The organism is Sphaerisporangium viridialbum (genome assembly GCF_049674955.1).
Lineage (GTDB): Bacteria > Actinomycetota > Actinomycetes > Streptosporangiales > Streptosporangiaceae > Sphaerisporangium > Sphaerisporangium viridialbum.
Genome location: NZ_CP187232.1, coordinates 8,672,521 through 8,690,712 on the forward strand (window position 1 = coordinate 8,672,521; position 18,192 = coordinate 8,690,712).

The 18,192-nt window shown below is 70.3% G+C and carries 15 protein-coding genes; 3 read left to right on the forward strand and 12 right to left on the reverse strand.

Translation table 11 applies throughout. From position 1 onward, the window contains the following. Nucleotide 1 precedes the first annotated feature (1 nt). Nucleotides 2–541, forward strand: coding sequence for an FHA domain-containing protein (locus tag ACOZ38_RS39050; protein ID WP_405141199.1), 540 nt, complete (start codon nt 2–4; stop codon nt 539–541). A 109-nt stretch (nt 542–650) separates the two neighbouring features. Further along, the gene (gene dacB / locus ACOZ38_RS39055) at nt 651–2,213 is read left to right on the forward strand and encodes a D-alanyl-D-alanine carboxypeptidase/D-alanyl-D-alanine endopeptidase (protein ID WP_424535956.1); all 1,563 of its coding nucleotides are present in this window, start codon (nt 651–653) and stop codon (nt 2,211–2,213) included. A 126-nt stretch (nt 2,214–2,339) separates the two neighbouring features. Here the strand turns inward: dacB and ACOZ38_RS39060 are convergent, their stop codons facing one another. The 8 genes from ACOZ38_RS39060 to ACOZ38_RS39095 form a co-directional block, all read right to left on the reverse strand. Beyond that, nucleotides 2,340–2,564, reverse strand: coding sequence for a hypothetical protein (locus ACOZ38_RS39060; RefSeq protein WP_424535957.1), 225 nt, complete (start codon nt 2,562–2,564; stop codon nt 2,340–2,342). Beyond that, nucleotides 2,524–3,285 carry a hypothetical protein gene (locus ACOZ38_RS39065; protein ID WP_424535958.1) on the reverse strand — a complete coding sequence of 254 codons (762 nt, stop codon included), beginning with the start codon at nt 3,283–3,285 and terminating at the stop codon, nt 2,524–2,526. The genes ACOZ38_RS39060 and ACOZ38_RS39065 overlap by 41 nt, the downstream gene beginning before the upstream one ends. Continuing rightward, entirely contained in the window at nt 3,282–3,524 is a 243-nt protein-coding gene (locus tag ACOZ38_RS39070; RefSeq protein ID WP_405141202.1) for a hypothetical protein, read from the reverse strand. The genes ACOZ38_RS39065 and ACOZ38_RS39070 overlap by 4 nt, the downstream gene beginning before the upstream one ends. Before the next feature lie 275 nt (nt 3,525–3,799). Then, nucleotides 3,800–4,786, reverse strand: coding sequence for a ketol-acid reductoisomerase (gene ilvC / locus ACOZ38_RS39075; protein ID WP_424537168.1), 987 nt, complete (start codon nt 4,784–4,786; stop codon nt 3,800–3,802). Nucleotides 4,787–4,838: 52 nt separating this feature from the next. Continuing rightward, nucleotides 4,839–5,363, reverse strand: coding sequence for an acetolactate synthase small subunit (gene ilvN, locus ACOZ38_RS39080; protein WP_424535959.1), 525 nt, complete (start codon nt 5,361–5,363; stop codon nt 4,839–4,841). A gap of 40 nt (nt 5,364–5,403) precedes the next feature. Further along, on the reverse strand, nt 5,404–7,194 hold the full coding sequence (locus ACOZ38_RS39085) for an acetolactate synthase large subunit (RefSeq protein WP_424535960.1): 1,791 nt from the start codon (nt 7,192–7,194) through the stop codon (nt 5,404–5,406). A gap of 230 nt (nt 7,195–7,424) precedes the next feature. Beyond that, entirely contained in the window at nt 7,425–10,097 is a 2,673-nt protein-coding gene (locus ACOZ38_RS39090; protein WP_424535961.1) for an EAL domain-containing protein, read from the reverse strand. Nucleotides 10,098–10,319: 222 nt separating this feature from the next. Beyond that, nucleotides 10,320–11,228 (reverse strand): 2-hydroxyacid dehydrogenase, encoded by a 909-nt coding sequence (locus ACOZ38_RS39095; RefSeq protein WP_424535962.1) that lies wholly within the window; start codon nt 11,226–11,228, stop codon nt 10,320–10,322. Nucleotides 11,229–11,311: 83 nt separating this feature from the next. On the opposite strand from ACOZ38_RS39095, the gene ACOZ38_RS39100 reads away from it, so the two are divergent. Next, entirely contained in the window at nt 11,312–12,481 is a 1,170-nt protein-coding gene (locus ACOZ38_RS39100; protein WP_424535963.1) for a PQQ-dependent sugar dehydrogenase, read from the forward strand. Nucleotides 12,482–12,490: 9 nt separating this feature from the next. Here the strand turns inward: ACOZ38_RS39100 and ACOZ38_RS39105 are convergent, their stop codons facing one another. The 4 genes from ACOZ38_RS39105 to gatC all read right to left on the reverse strand — a co-directional run bounded on the left by ACOZ38_RS39105 (nt 12,491) and on the right by gatC (nt 18,165). Then, nucleotides 12,491–14,653 carry a VanW family protein gene (locus ACOZ38_RS39105; RefSeq protein WP_424535964.1) on the reverse strand — a complete coding sequence of 721 codons (2,163 nt, stop codon included), beginning with the start codon at nt 14,651–14,653 and terminating at the stop codon, nt 12,491–12,493. A 220-nt stretch (nt 14,654–14,873) separates the two neighbouring features. Further along, complete coding sequence (gatB, locus tag ACOZ38_RS39110; protein WP_405152158.1) at nt 14,874–16,418, reverse strand: Asp-tRNA(Asn)/Glu-tRNA(Gln) amidotransferase subunit GatB; 1,545 nt, start codon at nt 16,416–16,418, stop codon at nt 14,874–14,876. After that, nucleotides 16,379–17,869, reverse strand: a complete 1,491-nt coding sequence (gatA, locus tag ACOZ38_RS39115) for an Asp-tRNA(Asn)/Glu-tRNA(Gln) amidotransferase subunit GatA (RefSeq protein WP_424535965.1) — start codon at nt 17,867–17,869, stop codon at nt 16,379–16,381. The genes gatB and gatA overlap by 40 nt, the downstream gene beginning before the upstream one ends. After that, on the reverse strand, nt 17,866–18,165 hold the full coding sequence (gatC, locus tag ACOZ38_RS39120) for an Asp-tRNA(Asn)/Glu-tRNA(Gln) amidotransferase subunit GatC (RefSeq protein ID WP_405141212.1): 300 nt from the start codon (nt 18,163–18,165) through the stop codon (nt 17,866–17,868). Before gatC ends, gatA begins: the two co-directional genes overlap by 4 nt. Between the last annotated feature and the right edge of the window lie 27 nt (nt 18,166–18,192).

An 18,192-nucleotide genomic window follows, 5' to 3' on the forward strand; every position in this document is an offset into this window, starting at 1 on the left:
GATGAGCTCGACGCACCCGCCTGTGCGCGCCTCCGACGGGGACCGTGATCGCGCGATCAGTGAGCTCCGCGATCATGCACTCGAAGGACAGATCTCGCATGACACCTTTCTCGGACGGGTCGATCGAGCGCTGCGTGCCCGCAGCCGCGTCGAGCTGACCGACCTCGTCTCCGATCTGCCGCCGAGCGGCAGATGGCGGCGGAGGCTGACCGACGCCGTGGCCTCGGTCTCCGACCTCACCACCCGCATCGAGACCGCGTGGCGCCGCCCGCGCCTCCCCAGGCTCGCCCTGCCAGGCGACAGCCGAACGCGCTACGTGGTGGGCCGCGGCTCCGACTGCGACCTGATCCTCACCGACCTCACGGTGTCACGCGTGCACGCCGAGCTCCGCCGAGACAGCGAGGCGTGGCTCCTCGTAGACCTCGGCTCGCTCAACGGCACCCGGCTGAACGGCTGGCGTCTGGTCGGGCCCGCCCACGTCCGCGCGGGCGACGAGATCTCCTTCGGCGAGTGCGCGTTCCTGGTCTCCCTGCCGCAGTAAGCGGTTCCGGCCGGACAAGATACGAACATTTCCGTATTGCCGTCTGGGCAGAGGTTCTCGATGATCGCGGCATGATCCGGGCCATCTATCTCTGGAGGAACCCGTGCGGATGCCCCGACGACCGGCCGGACTGCTGACGGCAGTACTCCTCACCCTCACCGTGACGTGGGCGTCGGGCGCGGGCGCCCCTGCGAACGCCGCTGATCCGGCGCCCGGCGTCGCCGATCTCGTCAAGGACCTCGACCAGATCCTCAATGCCTCGAACCTCGCCGTGGCCCGCTCCGGCGTGGTCGTCAAGAGCGCCTCGACGGGCGAGCAGCTCTACGCGCAGGACCCCGGGAAGGTGTTCCTCCCGGCCTCCAACACCAAGCTGCTCACCTCCACCGCCGCCGTCGACACCCTGGGCCTCGACTACCGCTTCACCACGAGCGTGCTGAGCTCGGGACACCGCCTGGGCTCCACCCTGGCCGGTGACCTCTACCTCAGGGGCACCGGCGACCCGACAATGCTGGCCGCCGACTACGACGCGCTCGCGGCCAAGGTGGCCGGCTCCGGCGTCAAGGTCGTCACCGGCAGGCTCGTCGCCGACGACACCTGGTTCGACGACGTGCGGCTTGGCACCGACTGGGCGTGGGACGACGAGCCGTACTACTACGCGGCCCAGATCTCGGCGCTGACCGCCTCCCCCGACACCGACTACGACGCCGGCTCGGTGATCGTCTCCGTCGCCCCCGGCGCGTCGGCGGGCGCCGCCGCCAAGGTGACCACCACGCCGCCGACCGACTACATCACGATCGAGAACCACGCCACCACCGGCGCGGAGACCGACGTCCAGGTCAACCGCGTGCACGGCACCAACAAGGTCGTGATCACCGGCACCGTGGCCGGCAAGTACGACGAGTGGGTCACGGTCGACGACCCGACAGGGTACGCCGCGTCGCTGTTCAGGAAGGCGCTCGCCAAGCACGGAGTCCGCGTGCTGGGCACGACCGGCCGGGGCGCGACGCCGGAGGCCGCCAAGAGCGTGGCCCAGCGCGACTCCATGCCGCTCAGCGAGCTACTGGTGCCCTTCCTGAAGCTCAGCAACAACATGCACGCCGAGATCCTCACCAAGGCGATGGGCCGCAAGGTGTCCGGCAAGGGCACCTGGGACGCCGGGCTGGCCGTCGCGCTCGGATTCGCCGCGAAGAACGGGGTCAAGGCGGTGCGGCTGCGCGACGGCTCGGGCCTGTCGCGGCTGGACGGCGTGACCCCGGGCGAACTCACGGGGTTCCTCATCACCATGCGCTCCAAGCCGTGGTTCAAGACCTGGTACGACGCCCTGCCCATCGCGGGCAACTCCGACCGCTTCACCGGCGGTACGCTGCGCAGCCGCATGGCGGGCACCCCGGCGGCGAACAACGTGCACGCCAAGACCGGCTCGCTGACCAGCGTCACCGGGCTGTCCGGCTACGTGACCAGCGCCGACGGCGAGCCGCTGGTGTTCTCGATCCTGACCAACAACTACCTGACCGGCAGTCCGAAGACGACCGTGGAGGACGCCATCGCGGTCCGGCTCGCGCAGTTCAAACGGGACACCCCGGTGGACGCCACCATCCAGCTCAAGAACGCGACCCCCGAGGGCCCGGAGAGCGACCTCGAATGCTCGTGGCGCAAGCCCGTCCAGTGCTGACCCGCACCTGAGGGGCCGGTGCTGTGATCCCGTCCTGAGGCCGAAACGCCACCGGCTCCGTCCCGTGTGTGACACGGGGCGGAGCCGGTGACGTTCGACATGCCGGAGAGCGTGCCGGAGGAAGGGTTACTTCTCCTTGAGCCAGCTCATCATCGGGCGGAGCTTGGCGCCGGTCTTCTCGATGGGGTGCCCGGCCAGCTCCTCGCGGTACTTGCGGAAGTTGCTCTGGCCGCCGTCGAACGAGGGTCCTCGACAGACCAGACGTGATCGTGGTTCCAGCGAGCAATCGTCGAGGCCTGCCGTACAGTCGTTACTCTTGCTCGCCTTCGGCCAGGAGCGCCGCCGCGGCATGCAGGTCCATGAGATTGGACCAGATCACCTCGCCGGATTCGACATCGCGGTGAGGCATTACATCGGGATACCAGCTGTCGCGATCGCAGCCAGGCACGGCATCGAGGATGGCGGCCTGGTCGGCGATGGTTACGTGGCCGATGATGCGGATGCCCACGTAGGTCTCGTGCCCTTCGTCCGCGCGGACGAGGACGGCAAGCGTATAACCAGCAAGATCCTCCCGCTGTTCGCGCCCGGTCAGCAGGGCGTGGGCGACCAGGGTCCGAACGCATGCCTCCATCCGGAGGACGCTGCGTTCGGCCTCTTCAAGCCGCAGGCGAGCTTCATCCAGCGGGCCGGGAAGTAGGTTCTTTGTGCAGGTGTCGCTGGTCAGCGCCGACGTGTGGGAGCTGTTGTATGCCTTCCGGGCTTGCCGGGCTCGTTCGGTGAGCGCCGCATAGAAGTCGTCCGGGCTGCCGTCCTCGCGACGTCCGGCTGCCACCAGCCACGGGCAGCGGTTGTCCGGCCAAACCGCTCCCCGCCATCGCTGGATCTTGACTTTGAAGAGCACGTTGTCATCCACCGAGACGATGCGCTCCCGGGCGCTGTCCCCGGCGAACTGAGCGGACGCCTTGCGGATCAATGGGTGATCGATCTCGTCCAGCGCCACGCGGGCGGGCGGCAGCTTGGCGATGCCGAGGTCCTCACGCAGGCAACGGATGGTCGGACGAGTAGGGTTCACCCTTCCTCCACGCCGCCGAGTTCCTCGATCTGCTCCTTGGTCAGTCCGGAGACGAGGGCCACCCTCGCGGCATGTGTCCCGTCCAACTGGGCCATCGCCTCCTGCATCGCCGCATGTAGTTCTGCCTGACGGACCTGGAGATACACGCGTACGGCTTGTGCAACGAACTCCTTTTTCGTCACGTGCAGGAAGTGCGCACCATGAGAGATCAGGCGATCGGTTTCGGTATCCACCTTCAAGGGAGCCACGTTTGAGCCAGCCACAACAACCTCCAGTACCCAATGGTACCTGGGTCCCGACTCGGCCGAGGGCCCTACGCTAGTCGCGAGTCCTGCGGGAGGTGGCGGAGGATGCGTTACCGGCGGGCAGTGAATAAAACGGGCAGAACGTCAACTCGCAGCCGTGGCACGGCGCGGGACGCTGGAGCGGGGACAAGCTGAAGGTCGAGCCGGAAAACAGTGATCGCCCGAGCTGTGCTCGGGCGATCACTGTCATGCGGAATGGCCGAGGAGGGTTACTTCTCCTTGAGCCAGCTCATCATCGGGCGGAGCTTGGCGCCGGTCTTCTCGATGGGGTGCCCGGCCAGCTCCTCGCGGTACTTGCGGAAGTTGCTCTGGCCGCTGTCGAACTCGTCGACGAGCTCGCGGGCGAACTCGCCCGACTTGATCTCGCCGAGGATGCGCTCCATCTCCTTCTTGGTCTCGCTGTTGACGATGCGCGGCCCGCGCGAGTAGCCGCCGTACTCGGCGGTGTCGGAGACCGACCAGTACATCTTGGAGATGCCGCCCTCGTACATGAGGTCGACGATGAGCTTCATCTCGTGGAGGCACTCGAAGTAGGCGACCTCGGGCTGGTAGCCCGCCTCGATCAGCGTCTCGAAGCCGGTCTTGATCAGCTCGGACACGCCGCCGCACAGCACGGCCTGCTCGCCGAACAGGTCGGTCTCGGTCTCCTCGGTGAAGGTCGTCTTCAGCGCGCCGGCGCGGGTGCCGCCGATGGCCTTGGCGTACGAGAGCACCAGCGGCCAGGCGTCGCCGGTCGCGTCGCGCTCGACGGCGACCAGGACGGGGACGCCGCGGCCGGCGGTGAACTGCCGGCGGACCAGGTGACCCGGGCCCTTGGGCGCCACCATGGCGACGTCGACGCCCTCGGGAGCGTCGATGAGGCCGTACCGGATGTTGAGGCCGTGCCCGAAGAACAGCGCGTCGCCCTCGACGAGGTTCGGCGCGACGTGCTCGGCGTACAGGTGACGCTGGATGTGGTCGGGCGCGAGGATCATGATGAGGTCGGCCTCCTCGGCCGCCTCCCCCGGGCTGAGGACGCGCAGGCCGTCGTTCTCGGCCTTCTCGCGGCTCTTGGAGCCCTCGGGCAGGCCGACCCGGACGTCCACCCCGGAGTCGCGGAGCGACAGCGCGTGGGCGTGGCCCTGGCTGCCGTACCCGAGCACGGCCACGTGCCGACCTTGAATGATCGACAGGTCGGCGTCGTCGTCGTAGAAGATCTCAGTCACTAGCTTGCCTTTCGTGGTTTCGTACGGCTCGCCGGCAGCACGCTTACGCGCTGCGGTCCAGGGCCCGGAGCGAGCGGTCGGTGATGGAACGGGCGCCGCGGCCGATGGCCACCATGCCCGACTGGACGAGCTCCTTGATGCCGAACGGCTCAAGCACCCTGATGAAGGCGTCGAGCTTGTCCGGCGTGCCGGTGACCTCGATGGTCACCGCGTCCGTGGCGACGTCCACGCAGCGGGCGCGGAAGAGCTGCACGAGCTCCAGCACGTGGCTGCGCGTCTCGGCGTCGGCCCGGACCTTGATCAGTGTCAGCTCCCGCTGCACGGACTGGGAGGGGTCGAGCTCGACGATCTTGATCACGTTGACCAGCTTGTTGAGCTGCTTCGTGACCTGCTCGAGCGGTAGCTCGGCGACGCTGACGACGATGGTCATCCGCGAGACGTCGGCGTGCTCCGTCGGCCCGACGGCCAGTGAGTCGATGTTGAAGCCCCGCCTGCCGAACAGCGAGGCGACCCGGGCGAGGACGCCCGGCTTGTTCTCGACGAGAACCGACAGCGTGTGGCGGCTCATGCGTTCCCTCCCGAGAAACCCGTCAGGCGTGCGAAGCGGCTCACAGCAGCTCCTCGTTGTCCCACACGGGAGCCATGTCCCGAGCGATCTTGATCTCGTCGTTGCCGGTGCCGGCCGCGACCATGGGCCAGACCATCGCGTCCTTGTGGACGACGAAGTCGATGACCACGGGGACGTCGTTGATCTCCATGGCCTTGCGGATCGTCGCGTCGACGTCCTCGGGCCGCTCGCACCGCAGGCCGACACAACCGTACGCCTCCGCCAGCTTGACGAAGTCGGGGATGCGACGGACCGTCTTCAGGTCGGAGTTCGAGTAGCGCTGGTTGTAGAACAGCGTCTGCCACTGCCTGATCATGCCGAGGTTGCCGTTGTTGATGACGGCCACCTTGATCGGCACACCTTCGATCGCGCAGGTGGCGAGCTCCTGGTTGGTCATCTGGAAGCAGCCGTCGCCGTCGATGGCCCACACCGTGGCCTCGGGCTGTCCCATCTTGGCGCCCATCGCGGCCGGGACCGCGAAGCCCATGGTGCCCGCGCCGCCGGAGTTGATGAACGTGCCGGGGTTCTCGTACTTGACGAACTGCGCGGCCCACATCTGGTGCTGGCCGACTCCCGCCAGGTAGTAGGCGTCCGGCCCGACGATCTCGCTGATCCGCTCGATGACGTACTGCGGGGCCAGCGAGCCGTCCTCCGCCTTGTCGTACCCGAGGGGGTAGGTGTCCTTGTAGCCCTGGAGCGTGGTCCACCAGGCGGTGTAGTCGCCGGCGCGGCCCTCGTCGTGCTCGTGCTTGACCGCCGCGACCAGGTCGGTGAGGACCTCGCGGCAGTCGCCCACGATCGGGACGTCCGCGTGCCGGTTCTTGGAGATCTCGGCCGGGTCGATGTCGGCGTGGATCACCTTGGCGTTCGGGGCGAAGCTGTCGAGTCTGCCGGTCACGCGGTCGTCGAAGCGGGTGCCGAGAGCGATGATCAGATCGCTGCGCTGGAGGCCGCCGACGGCCGCGACCGTGCCGTGCATGCCGGGCATGCCGAGGTGCAGGTGGTGGCTGTCGGGGAAGGTGCCCCTGGCCGTCAGCGTGGTGACCACGGGGATGCCGGTCAGCTCGGCCAGCTCGGCCAGCTCGGCGGACGCCCGCGCCTTGTGCACGCCGCCGCCGACATAGAGCACCGGCCGCTTGGCCTCGACCAGGAGGCGCGCGGCCTCCCTGATCTGCTTGGAGTGCGGCCGGGTGACCGGGCGGTAGCCGGGCAGGCGCATGGTGGGCGGCCACGCGAAGGCGGTGGTCGCCTGGAGCGCGTCCTTGGAGATGTCGACCACCACGGGGCCCGGGCGGCCGGTGGAGGCGATGTGGAAGGCCTCGGCGATGATCCGGGGGATCTCGTCAGCATCGGTGACCAGGAAGTTGTGCTTGGTGATCGGCATGGTGATGCCGGAGATGTCGGCTTCCTGGAAGGCGTCCGTGCCGATCAGAGGAGCCACGACCTGGCCGGTGATCGCGACGATCGGGACCGAGTCCATGTAGGCGTCGGAGATCGCGGTCACGAGGTTCGTGGCGCCGGGACCGCTCGTGGCCATGCAGACCCCGACGCGGCCGGTCGCCTGGGCGTACCCCTCGGCCGCGTGGCCGGCACCCTGCTCGTGGCGTACGAGCACGTGCCTGACCTTGGTGGAGTCGTAGAGCGGGTCGTAGGCGGGCAGGATGGCACCGCCGGGGATCCCGAACACCGTGTCGACCCCGACCTGTTCCAGTGCCCTGACGAGGGCCTGCGCACCTGTCATCTCTTCGGTCATCGGCTCGTTTCCTTGCGTGGCTGAGCTGGGTGTGGCCATAAAAAATGCCCCGCCCGCCGGGAGAGGCGGTGCTGGGGCTGGCGCGCAGGCTGGGGACTCTTCGTCAGCGACCCGCGCGCCGGCGAAGTACTACACCGTCAAACCAGGCTCGCGAGAGCCCGGCGATGAGGTCCCCAGTGATACGCATGCCGCAACGATAGCCCCTGACACATCCGACGTGTCAAATCCCCGGACACATGTCTCACCATATGGGATGTCGGGCGGAGATGCTAAGCGGTGTTCTGGAGTGGCGACAGACTCGTGCGCATCAGCGAGTCGACCCCCCTCGCCGCCATGGGCCTGGCCACCAGATAGCCCTGACCTCGGGTGCAGCCCATCTCGCGCAGGAGCTCCAGCTGCTCGGGACGTTCGATGCCCTCGGCGACGACGATCAGGCCGAGGTCGTGGCCGAGCCGCACGATCGTGCGGGTCAGCAGCGTGAGCGTCTCATCGCGGCCCAGACCCGACACGAACGACGGATCAATCTTGATCATGTCGACGGGAAGCCTGCGGAGCAGGGCGAGGGAGGCGTACCCGGTGCCGAAGTCGTCGATCGCGAGCCGCACGCCGAGGGCGCGCAGCTCCGACAGGCGGTTGATGATCTCCTCGGCGTCCTCGACGAGCATCTCCTCGATGACCTCAAGCGTCAGGGCGCTCGCGGGCAGGCCGCTCTCGGCCAGGGCCGCCTCGACGGTCTCCACGAACCGGGGGGCGGTGATCTGGCGGCTGGAGAGGTTGAGCGAGAGCCCGATGTCCCACGACGACGCCCGCCAGTTGGCCACCTCGCGGCAGGCCTCCCGCAGGATCCACTCGCTCAGGGGGACGATCAGGCCGGTGTCCTCCGCGGCGCCGAGGAACTGCTGGGGAGGGACGAACGTGCTCCCGCGCCACCAGCGCACCAGGGCCTCCACCGCCGTCACCCGGGACGTCGCGAGGTCGACCACCGGCTGGTACTCCACGGCGAACTGGTTGGCGAGGAGGGCCCGCTGGAGGTCGGCGGCGAGCTCGAGCCGCCGTACGACGTCGGCGTGCATGTGGGCGGCGAACACCTCGACGCGGCGCCCGCCGAGCTCCTTGGCCCTCGCCATCGCCACGTCGGCGTTGCGGATGAGGTCGCCCGCCGGGACGCCGTCCTCGGCGAACGCCACCCCGACGCTGGCGGTCAGCGCGATGTCGCGGTCGGCGACCCTGAAGGGCTCGGAGGACACCGCGCGCACCAGCCGCTCGGCGAGGTCGATGGCGGTCTGCGCGTCGGCCGTGCCCGAGCCGCCCGACGCGGACCCGCCCGAGCTGCCGGACTCCAGGAGCACCGCGAACTCGTCGCCGCCCCAGCGAGCCAGCGTGTCGTCCGCCCGTACGGCCGCGCGCAGCCGCCGGGCGGCCTGGCTGAGCAGGTAGTCGCCGCTGGCGTGGCCCACGGAGTCGTTGACCCCGGTGAACCCGTCGAGGTCGACGAAGACCACGGCCGTGCGCCCCGTGCCCCTGCGGGCGAGCACCTCGCGGGTGCGCTCCTCGAAGTAGGCGCGGTTGGGCAGGCCGGTCACGCCGTCGTGGAAGGTCAGGTGGGCGACCTGGTTGCGCAGCGCCACCTGGTCGCTGACGTCGCGCGTGGAGATCAGGACGAGGTCCTCGCCCTCGTGCGGGTGCCGGGTGGCGACGGACTCCGCGGGCCGCCAGGTGCCGTCGGCCGCGCGCACCCGGCAGGAGACCCTGCAGGCGCCCTGGCGGTCGCCGGAGGGCTCCTCGTCGGCCGTCATCGCCCGCAGCGCCGCCTGGACGGCGGGCGAGTCCTCCGAGTGCACGTAGTCGAGGATGGAGGTGCCGATCAGCTCCTGCGGGCTGTAGCCGTACAGCGCCTCGACCCCTGACCCCATCTCGCGGACGACCCCGTCGTGGTCGCAGACCAGGACGACGTCTCCGGCGCTCTCGGCCAGGTGGATGAGCCGGCGCTCGCCGGACTCCACGGTGCCGCGCATGCTCGCGGTCTCAAGGGCCATCACGAACACCCGGGCGAGCAGCACGAACACGACCGAGCCGCCAACGATCGGCAGCACCGCCACCGGATCGTCCAGCGGACCCGCCAGCACGCGTACGACCAGGACGACGGCGGCGACGCCCGCCAGGGCGAGCGGCGCGCCGTCGACCACGGCGGAGGGAGTGGACCGCACCGGCTTGGTGCCGCCGCGGTTCGCCCAGGGCATGGCGGCGAGCAGCAGGAAGGCGACGGGGGCCACCATGCCCGCGATGAGCGGCGGGGTGCCTCCCACGGTCAGCCGCCCGACCGCCGTGGCGAGCTCACCGACGGTGATCGCCACGAGCACGACGAAGGCCGCCGTGCCGACCCGCCTGCCGCCTGAGCGCGCGGCCAGCACGGCCGGGGCCACGGCGCAGGTCGTGAGCAGGCACACCACGGGCAGGGCCAGCGTGCCCGGCTCCTCGGCCTTGGCGTAGGCCGGCCCGAGCAGCACGATCCAGCAGATCACGGAGAGGGAAGCGGCGCTGATGTACGCGATGGAGACGTAGTGGAGCACCGACCTGCCGTACGCGGGCCGTCCCACGCTGACGCCGCACCCGATGGCGAGCAGCAGGGTGCCCACGAGCAGCAGGACGTCGGCGAAGGTCAGCACGAAGGGCGTGCCCTCGGCGATCGGCCGCAGGCCGACACCCGCGAGCCAGGTGATCGACCCGCCGGTGAGCCAGCGCCACGAGGAGGACTGGGGACGCGGGGTGGCCCGCACCGCCGTCACGAGGAGCGAGAAGGCGGCGAGAAGCCCCGCCACCACCCCCGCGATCGCGGTGACGACGGAGTAGGACCCGCTGACGAGAAGGGCAGCCGCGAGGCCCACCGCGCCGAGGCCGGCGGCGGCGGTCAACGGGACCCTCGGGTCACGAAGGCCGTTCAACGTCGTCGCCCATACGGCTCATCCCTGTCACGTCGCCAGTGTCGCGCCCGCCCGGCGGCGGGAGGGGCGACAACCGCTGAGTCGTCACCGATCTGATAACCGCCGTGGTGCCTTCCAGCGGTTCGCGCGGTGAGTTTCACCGTACGCAGTCGAGGTCACGAGGCAGCCACGGTCTGGGTTTGCTTTCCTATCGGTCCGAGTCAGGAAGACGTGTCAAGCATGTCAGTAGGACCCCGTGATCACGTTGTTCAGTGGTTCCCCGGACATATATCTCAACATCTGAGACCGTACGAGCCTGCGCGCCCGCCGGATCGAGGCGGGTGTGCTGCCCGCCACGTGGGGCGTGATGAAGACCCCGGGAGCCGTCCACAGGGGATGCCCCTCGGGAAGGGGCTCGGGGTCGGTCACGTCCAGTGCGGCGCGGACGCGGCCCCGCTGGAGCTCGGCGACGAGCGCGCCGGTGTCGACCACGGGGCCCCTGGCAGCGTTGACCAGCACGGCGCCGTCCTTCATCCTCGCGAGGAACGCGGCGTCCACCATGCCCGCCGTGCCCGGGGTGGAGGGCACCAGCAGCACCACCACGTCGGCCTCGGGCAGCAGGGCGGGAAGCTCGTCCTCCCCGTGGACGCCCTCACGGGCGGTCCTCGCCACCCGGACGACGTCGACCTCGAACCCGTCGAGGCGGCGCTCCAGGGCCTGGCCGATGGAGCCGTACCCGATGATCAGCACGGTGGCGTCGGCCAGCACTCCGGTGTAGCGGTACGCCCACTCGCCGCGCCGCTGGGCGTCGGTGAAGCCGGGGAAGTCGCGAAGCACCGCGATCATCGCTCCCACGGCCCACTCGGCCGTGCCCGCCTCGTGCACTCCCCGGGCGTTGCACAGGATGACCCCGTCGGGCAGGTGCGGGCGGTAGGCCTCCACGCCCGCCGTCACGGTCTGCAGGAGGCGCAGCTTCGCCATGCGGCCCAGAAGCTCCGGGGTCTGGCGCGGCGGCACCAGCGGGGGCACCCAGACCTCGACCTCCTCGGCCCCCTCCGGCGGCCGCGGGCCACCGTCGTAGAGGACGCAGTCCACGTCGGGCAGATCGGTCAGAACTTCGACGATGGCCTGCGAGGGAGCCCAAATCTTCATGACCGTTAAGCCTAACGATCCCCTACTGGGCCGGGAACCTGGCGGCGCCGGGACCAGTATGGAGTCACGGAGGAGGTCCAATAATGGCGAACCGAACCTTTTGTCCCATCGATGGCGGGCCCCGGGCCACGCGCAGGACCGCACTTCGGCGTGCCACGGTCGCCGGACGGGCGTTCGCCGCGATCACGGCCGCCGCCCTGGTCGCCGGGTGCACCCCCGGTACGGCGGCGCGCGGTGGAGGCGAGGAGGGCGGCACGCCGTCCCCGCTGGCCAGCGCCCTTCCCCAGCAGGAGCCCGCGACGCCCCGCACGCTCGTCGAGGGCCTGACCGTGCCGTGGGCGATCGCGTTCCTGCCGGGCGGCGACGCGCTGGTCACCGAGCGCGACTCCGCGCGCCTGCTACGGGTGACCCCGGCCGGGAAGACGAGCCCGGTGGGGGTCGTGGAGGGCGTGTCCCCGAGCGGGGAGGGCGGCCTGCTCGGCGTCGCGGTGTCCCCGAAGTTCACGCGGGATCACCACATCTTCGTGTACTTCACGGCGGCGACCGAGAACCGCATCGTGCGCTACCGCTACGACGGCGGCCTGAAGGACCCGGAGACGATCCTCAGCGGCATACCCAAGGGCGGCATCCACAACGGCGGGCGGCTCGCGTTCGGCCCCGACGGGTACCTTTACGCCTCGACGGGCGAGACCGGCGACCGTCCCCTCGCCCAGGCCCTCGGCTCGCTGGGCGGCAAGATCCTGCGCATGACCCCCGACGGGAAGGCCGCCCCCGGCAACCCGTTCCAGAACGTGATCTGGAGCTACGGCCACCGCAACGTCCAGGGCATGGCCTGGGACCCCTCCGGCCGCATGTACGCCTCGGAGTTCGGCCAGAACACCTACGACGAGGTCAACCTGATCAAGAAGGGCAAGAACTACGGCTGGCCCACCGTGGAGGGCTTCGGCGGCCGGGACGAGTACGTCGACCCCCTGCTGACCTGGTCCACCGACGAGTCGTCCCCGTCCGGCATGGCCTATGCGGGCGGGTCGCTGTGGGTGGCCGCGCTGCGCGGCACCCGGCTGTGGCAGATCCCGCTGTCCCCCTCCGGCCAGGCGGGCAGGCCCATTCCCCGGTACGAGGGCGAGTACGGCCGGCTGCGGGCCGTCGCGGCGGCGCCGGACGGCAACCTGTACGTGTCCACCAGCAACAAGGACGGGCGCGGCTCCCCCAAGAAGGGCGACGACCGCATCCTGGTCATCCCCATGAGCTGACCCGGGCGGTCACCCCGGCAGGGGCTCCACGCCGATGTCCACGCTGATGTCCCCGCCGGCGTTCCCGCCGGTGTCCTCGCCGGTGTCCTCGCTGGAACTTCCTCGCCCGGACGTACCGCTCGTCGAGGACGGCCGCGCCTGCGCGCAGGTGACCTTGTCCTGCGGCTTGTAGACCGTGGTCTCCTGCCGGTCGCGCTTGAAGGCCTCGTCGTCCTTGTAGAAGACCCGGGTGACCGTGACGGTGAAGCCGGGGCCGCCCTCCATCGGAAGGCAACCGGGGTCGCTGTCGGACCTGCTCTCGGGCTGGGTCGCGCTGGAGCGCTCGGTCGTCTCGGCCTCGATGCGGTCGTACTTCTTCGTGCTCCACAGGGTCACGGTCACGGAGGTACTGCTGTACGAGGTCTTGATCAGCACGCCGTACTCCGTGTCGTTCCTCCATCGCAGGTCCGTGTCGGGGTACGACACCGCCGCGTCCCGCCCGGCGGGATAGCGCGAGACGTAGAACGCGTGCGCGGTGCGCTCGATCTCCTCCATCCCGGCGTAGAAGGTCGCGTTGTACATGGTGGTCGCGAACTGCGAGATACCGCCGCCCAGGGCGATGACCAGGCGGTCGTCGTCGATGGACTGCGCCGGGACGAACCCGCGCGCGGCGTCGGGCTTCCCGACGGCCTCGTTCAGCGAGAACGTCTCCCCCGGCTTCACCAACCGGCCGTCCACGAGGTCGGCGGCCTTCTGGATGTTGGTCACCCTGGCGGCGCAGCATGGGAAGTACGTCGTGAAGAAGCCGATCTGCTCCTTCACACCGAGCTTCATGGCGTACTCGTCGGTGAGGACGGGCTGAGTGATGGCGAGGGACACCGGGATGGTGCGGCTCCCGCCCCCGGTGACCACGCCGGCCACCGCGGCGGCGAGCTTGGCGGCGTCCACGCCCTTGCCCGTGCGGGCGTGCACGAGCTTCGGCGCGCCGTTCTCGATGACGAACCCCGCCTCGCGCGGCGTCTCCGCGACGCCGACGAGCCTGGTCGAAAGGCCGTTGACGGCCTTCCAGGCGTCGAACCGGGGCCGCACCACCCCGCGCTCGTCGGCCGCGAAGCTCAGGTGGGCGGCGATGGCCGGCGCGGACAGGCGTACCCGCCTGCTGCCGTTCGCCAGGATGATCGGCGCCGACACCGCCCGGCGCGCCACTTCGACCGCGCCGTCGAACTCGGCCTTGCCCGCCCTCGGCCGTACCGGGGTCACCGGCAGCGACACCGTGGCCGGGGCGTTCACGAAGGCCCGCTTGATCGCCTCACCCGTGGCCCGCTGGTCGAGGACCACGCCCTCCTTGGGGTGGACGACCTGCGGGGTGGTGCCCTTGTAGACGATCGCCCCCTCGCGGGCGGGCCGGTCGACGCCCTTGGCGATCTTGCGTACGCGCTGGCTGAGCTTGACGGGGTTCAGCGAGATCCGCAGCGGCAGATCGCGATCTCCGGTGAGCGCCTGCCAGACGGCGAGGGGGCTCGGGAACCCGGTCTTCGCGTCGGCGACCGTGGCCTCCACGTCGATGGTCAGCCCCGCGTCGCGCGGGTCGAGCACTCCGACCCGCCGACCGTTCAGCATGAGGCCGACGGCTTCCTGGTCGTTCCCGTCGAAACGCTGGTGGATGCGGTCGATCGCCTCGGTCTCGGTCAGGTTGCCGATGTGCACGTCCGCCACGTGCGTGCCGGGCAGCACCCTGCCCCACATGTACGTGGCGGGGATCGCGTAGGCCAGTAGGAAGAGGAAGGCGAGCCCGCCCGTGAGGATCAGGAAGACGCGTAACCTGCTCCGGGTCTCCTGCGGCTCCGGCACGATGACGACAGAGGGCTCGACCGCCACGTCGTCGGCGCGGCGCACCCGCGCGCTCGCGGTCATGGGCCACGGCTCGGCCGGGGGCGCGGGAGGCGGCAGCGTCACCGACTGGCCCGACTGCCCGCCGATGCCGGAGGGCGGTGTCTGCGTGAAGAGGTCGGGCGACACGCCGGGCGGGAGGGGCGAGACCCCTGGGGGGAGCTTCTTGCGTCCGCCGGGGGGGCGCGCGGGAGTGCTGTCCTTCGAATACTGGCGGTCGACGGGCAATGCGACGGGGGAGTCCGGACGCACCGCCGCGAACGGGTCGGGCGGCGGGTCGATGGACGCTCCGGCGTTCCGCACGCCCTCGTCTCCTCCCGCTCCGTACCGATTCCCCCGCATCACCCTAAACCAACACCACTCGCAAATTCCTCTACATCTCCGGATGAATCCAGTCCCACGTACCGACATTTCACACTTGAAACACGTACCAAGTACGACGGGCCCCGGACAGCACGACGGGCCCCGCGAACGCTCGCGGAGCCCGTGGCGCCTGCTCGTACGGCCGGGGGTGGCCGGGGTGCTACTCGGACACGCCGAGCTTCTCCAGGATCAGCTCGCGGGCACGGCCGGCGTCGGCCTTGCCCCTACTGGCCTTCATCACGCCGCCGACCAGCGCGCCCACCGCGGCGATCTTGCCGGAGCGCACCTTGTCGGCCGCGTCGGCGTTCGAGGCGAGCACCTGGTCGATGATCGAGGACAGCTCGCCCTCGTCGCTGACGATGCGCAGGCCCCGCGCCTCGACGACCTCGTCGGGGGAGCCCTCCCCCGCGAGCACGCCTTCGAGCACCTGGCGGGCCAGCTTGTCGTTCAGTGCCCCGGACGCCACCAGCTCGACCACCCGGACGATCTGCGCGGGGGTGATCGGCAGGTCGGCGAGCGAGGTGCCGGCCTCGTTGGCGCGCCGGGCCAGCTCGCCCATCCACCACTTGCGCGCGTCGGCCGCGGGCACGCCCGCCGTGACGGTGGCCTCGACCAGGCCGATGGCGTCGGCGTTGTGCATCGCCGCCATGTCGAGGTCGGAGACGCCCCACTCGGCCTGGAGCCGCCTGCGCCGCACGGTCGGCAGCTCGGGAAGCTCGGCTCGCAGCTCGTCGACCCACTCGGGGGCCGGCGCGATCGGCAGCAGGTCGGGCTCGGGGAAGTAGCGGTAGTCCTGCGCCTCCTCCTTCGAACGGCCCGACGTGGTGACGCCGGTGTCCTCGTGGAAGTGGCGGGTCTCCTGGATGATCCTGCCGCCGTCGGCGAGGATCGCCGCCTGGCGCTCGATCTCGCCGCGCACCGCCCGCTCGACGCTTCGCAGGGAGTTGACGTTCTTGGTCTCGGTGCGGGTGCCCCACACGCTCGTACCCCGGGGCATGAGCGAGACGTTGACGTCGCACCGCATGGAGCCCTCCTCCATGCGCACGTCGGACACGCCCAGAGTGCGCATCACCTCGCGCAGCTCGGTGACGTACGCCTTCGCGACCTCGGGCGCGAGCCGGTCGGTGCCCTCCACCGGCTTGGTGACGATCTCGACCAGGGGGATGCCCGCCCGGTTGTAGTCGACGATCGAGTAGTCGGCGCCCTGGATGCGGCCCGTGGCACCGCCCACGTGCGTGGACTTGCCGGTGTCCTCCTCCAGGTGGACCCGCTCGATCTCCACCCTGACCGTCTCGCCGCCCACCTCGACGTCGAGGTAGCCGTTGACGCACAGGGGCTCGTCGTACTGGCTGATCTGGTAGTTCTTCGGCATGTCCGGATAGAAGTAGTTCTTCCGGGCGAAGCGGCACCACTCGGCGATGGTGCAGTTCAGCGCCAGGCCGATGCGGATCGTCGACTCGATGGCCTTGTCGTTCGCCACCGGCAGCGCGCCGGGCAGCGCGAGGCAGACCGGGCAGACGTGGGTGTTCGCCGGCGCCCCGAACGTGGTCGGGCACCCGCAGAACATCTTGGACGTCGTGCCCAGCTCGACGTGGGTCTCCAGGCCGATCACCGGCTCGAAACGCTCAAGCGCCTCGTCGTACGGCATGACGGTGTGAGTGGTGGTCACAGGGACGGAGCCTCCTTCAGCAGCGGGCCGCCCCAGCGGTTCTCGAAGGCCTTTTCCACGGCGGCGCCCACGCGGTAGCAGCGGTCGTCGCCGAGGACCGGGGCCATGATCTGGAGGCCGACGGGAAGGCCGTCCTCCTCGGCGAGGCCGCACGGCACGGAGATGGCGGCGTTGCCCGCCAGGTTGGCGGGGATGGTGCACAGGTCGGCGAGGTACATCGCCATCGGGTCGTCGGCACGCTCGCCGATCGGGAACGCGGTGGTGGGCGTGGTCGGCGAGACCAGGACGTCCACCTGGTGGAAGGCGGCCTCGAAGTCGCGCGAGATCAGCGTGCGGACCTTCTGGGCCGAGCCGTAGTAGGCGTCGTAGTAGCCGCTCGACAGCGCGTAGGTGCCGATCATGATGCGCCGCTTGACCTCGGGGCCGAAGCCGGCCGCCCTGGTCAGCGCCATGACCTCCTCGGCGCTGCGGGTGCCGTCGTCGCCGACGCGCAGCCCGTATCGCATGCCGTCGAACCTGGCCAGGTTGGACGAGGCCTCGGACGGGGCGATGAGGTAGTAGGCGGGGAGCGCGTAGGTGAAGCTCGGGCAGGAGACCTCGACCACCTTGGCGCCAAGGGACTCCAGCAGCTCCACGGCCTCCTGGAAGCGGGCCAGCACACCCGGCTGGTAACCCTCGCCCCCGAACTCCTTGACCACCCCGACGCGCAGCCCGGCGACGTCGCCGCGGCGCGCGGCCTCGACGACCGGCGGCACCGCCTCGTGGATCGAGGTGGAGTCCATGTTGTCGTGGCCGGAGAACGCCTCGTGCAACAGCGCCGCGTCGAGCACGTTGCGGGCGAACGGGCCCGGCGTGTCGAGCGACGAGGCGAAGGCGATCACCCCGTACCGGGAGGAACCGCCGTAGGTGGGCTTCATGCCGACGATGCCGGTGACGGCGGCGGGCTGGCGGATCGAGCCGCCCGTGTCGGTGCCGGTGGACAGCGGGGCCTGGTAGGAGGCCACGGCGGCGCTCGAACCGCCCGAGGAGCCGCCCGGGATCCGGCCGAGGTCCCACGGGTTGCGCGTCGTGCCGTACGCGGAGTTCTCGGTGGAGGAGCCCATCGCGAACTCGTCGAGGTTGGTCTTGCCGAGGATCACCAGGCCGGCCTCGCGCAGGCGCGCGGTGACCGTCGCGTCGTACGGCGGGCGGTAGCCTTCGAGGATCTTCGACCCGGCGGTGGTCGGCATGTCCTTGGTCGTGAAGACGTCCTTGTGCGCGATCGGGACGCCCGCGAGGGGGCCGAGCTCCTCGCCGGCGGCGCGCCTGGCGTCCACCGCGCGGGCCTGCTCCAGCGCCGACTCGGTGGCCACGTGCAGGAAGGCGTTGACCTTGGGCTCGACCTCGGCGATGCGGTCGAGGTGCGCCTGGGTCACCTCGACGGCGGAGACCTCGCCGGCGGCCATCAGGGCGCCCAGCTCGGCCGCGGTCTTGCGGGTGAGGCTCATGCCTCCTCCCCGAGGATGCGCGGGACGCGGAAACGGTCGTCCTCGACGGCCGGAGCGGCCGCCAGCGCCTGCTGCGGCGTCAGGCTGGGCCGTGCCTCGTCGGGACGGTAGACGTTCGTCAGCGGCAACGCGTGTGAGGACGGCGGCACGTCGTCGGTGGCGACCTCGGCGACGCGAGCGACCGCGCCGATGATGACATCGAGCTGCGCGGCGTAGTGGTCGAGCTCGGTGTCGGCCAGCGCCAGCCGGGACAACCGGGCGAGGTGAGCGACCTCGTCGCGGGTTATGGCGGACATGAGTCGTTAACCCGTTTCATGGATGGC